This window comes from Moraxella sp. CTOTU48717 (assembly GCF_032057165.1).
GTDB classification, from domain to species: domain Bacteria; phylum Pseudomonadota; class Gammaproteobacteria; order Pseudomonadales; family Moraxellaceae; genus Faucicola; species Faucicola tetraodonis.
In genome coordinates this window covers 1-2,637 of record NZ_DAMBBC010000038.1, presented here as the reverse complement: position 1 = coordinate 2,637, position 2,637 = coordinate 1, and the positions used below count along the sequence as shown (strand labels likewise).

General features: G+C 41.9%; 1 protein-coding gene. It reads left to right on the top strand.

From position 1 onward, the window contains the following. A partial coding sequence (locus RT084_RS12395) for an FdhF/YdeP family oxidoreductase (protein WP_312386059.1) occupies positions 1-2,379 on the top strand: 2,379 nt, incomplete at its 5' end. Between the last annotated feature and the right edge of the window lie 258 nt (positions 2,380-2,637).

Genomic DNA, 2,637 nt, shown 5'->3' with positions numbered 1-2,637 from the left:
GCCATGCGATTAATGCAACCCTTCCATACGTTGACGAATCAAATTTTTGACTATGTCAATCTTCCTCATGGTTTGACTCATACCACCGATTTGAACCAAACCGATAATAAACTTGATGCGCTTATTAGGCCAGCTGGGGGTTGGGGTGCGTTGATAGCCGTGCAAGGTAATATGCGAAAGCAGCAGGCATTGACCCGTGCGCCAATCACATTATTAGACCTAAATCAGCCATTTGGCACTAAGTGCCCAAGTTGTGCATTTCCAAACGGCAAAAAAAAGCCCATTAATTTTTGTGAAAATGGGGCTAAAGCAACGGCATTTGAAACCACCAAAAAAACCGTGACGGCTGATTTTTTTGCCAAATATACCGTCACTGAACTGCTCGCGCAAAGTGATTATTTCTTGGAAAACCAAGGACGCTTGACTGAGCCTATGCAGTACAATGCGGCGACTGATAAGTACGAACCCATCGAATGGGAAGCTGCTTATCAGTTGATTGCCAGTCATCTCAATCGATTGGATGACCCGAATGAAGCTGTCTTTTATACCTCTGGTCGAGCCAGTAATGAAGCGTCGTTTTTGTATCAGTTATTTACCAAATGCTATGGCACGAACAATATGCCAGATTGCTCCAATATGTGCCATGAAGCAAGCAGTGTGGGGTTAAAAGATAGTATCGGCTTAGGTAAAGCAACCATCGTAATGGATGACTTTGAGCATTGTGACAGCGTGTGGAGTTTTGGGCATAATCCAGGTACCAATCACCCACGTATGCTAGAAACATTGGCAAATGTCGCTGAGCGTGGTGGCAAAATCATTGTGATTAATCCGCTTAAAGAGCGGGGACTTACGCGTTTTCAAGATCCAAAACGCCCAAGCCAAATGCTGACAAATGGTAGCACGCCACTTAGTCACTATTTTTTCCAGCTAAACATTGGCTCAGACTATGCGTTAATGACGGGCATACTCAAGCATTTAGATAATTGGGATCGCGAGGCACGGGATAACGGTAAAGCCGCTATTTTTGATCATGACTTTATTCAAGCCCAGACCGTAGGCTTTGATGAAATGATTGCAGGGGTAAGGGCGACCGATTGGCAAACCATTTATCATATTACAGGGTTAGACGCGCAGCAAATTGAGCAACTAGCCCAGCTTTATCGAGAGAGTAAACGTCCTATTTTAACATGGTGTATGGGCATCACCCAGCATCGTCATGGTACGGACAATGTGCATATGTTGGCAAATTTAGCCTTGGTTATGGGGCATATTGGCAAGACAGGGACGGGACTTGCGCCGATTCGTGGGCATAGTAATGTTCAAGGTAACCGTACCATGGGTGTATGGGACAAGCCTTCAGATAAGCTACTTGATCAAATCGACAAAGTTTTTGGCATTAAGTCCCCTAGAGCGCATGGCTATAACGTTGTAGAGACCCTTGAAGCCATGCAACAAGGCAAGGTTAAAGTATTTATGAGCCTAGCGGGCAATTTTGCAGTGGCAACCCCCGATAAAGCACGTACAGAAGCGGGTATTCGCGGCTGTGAGTTAACGGTACAGATACAGACCAAGCTCAATCGTAGCCACTTGATTCATGGTAAAGAAGCCATTATTTTACCTTGTTTAGGACGAACTGAAATTGATAAGCAAGGCGACAATAACCAATACATTAGTATTGAAGATTCCATGTGTAATGTGGTGTTGTCACAAGGAGCGCGTCAGCCTGTTTCACATAAATTGCGCGCTGAAACTGAGATTATCGCAAGTATCGCTGCGGCTACACTTAGGCATAGCCCGATTCGTTGGGCTTGGTATGTAGAAGATTACGACCGAATTCGTAATGACATTGCTAAAGCCATTGAAGGCTTTGATAACTTTAACCAAAAAGTCTATACCAAACAAGGCTTTCATCTACCGCATCCTGCCAACCGTTATGAATGGCAGACCCAATCTGGTAAAGCCACCTTTTTCTTTACACCGTTAACCGAGATTTATGCAGATAAATTGACGGCTCAGCCCGATGATTTATTAACACTAACCAGTATCCGTTCTCATGACCAATTCAATACCACCATTTATGGGTTGGATGACCGCTATCGCAACGTTTTTGACACGCGGCAAGTAATTTTTATGAATGCTGATGATGCTGATAGATTGGATTTAAAAGCAGGTGATAAGGTGATTATCCAAAGTGAATACGGCGATGGTATTGAGCGAAAAGTCACAGGCTTTCAAGTCATTTTGTATGATATCCCTAAAGGCAATCTAGCCATGTACTACCCTGAAGCCAATCCACTGATTGCGATGACAGATTTTGATAAAAAATCAGGCATGCCTGCCTTTAAAACCGTGTCGGTTAGACTGAGAAAATGTGCTTAATGATCATAGGGTTGCTTAAAAAACCCTATGGATGATTGTTAAATGTAAAAGTATCATTAAATAAAAAAGTATCATTGAATAAAAAAGTGATGATTGAAAAAACAGGCTGAAAAATTGAATATTTACGCGTTTTTTAAGATGAGTAATAAACTTACTGTCGAAAATTAAACCCATAAATAAATGTTATAGATTTTCTTTAAATGTTAATTCAACAAAAACACCTGTTATTGTTGAATAAATCAGGATGAGCAATTTTAA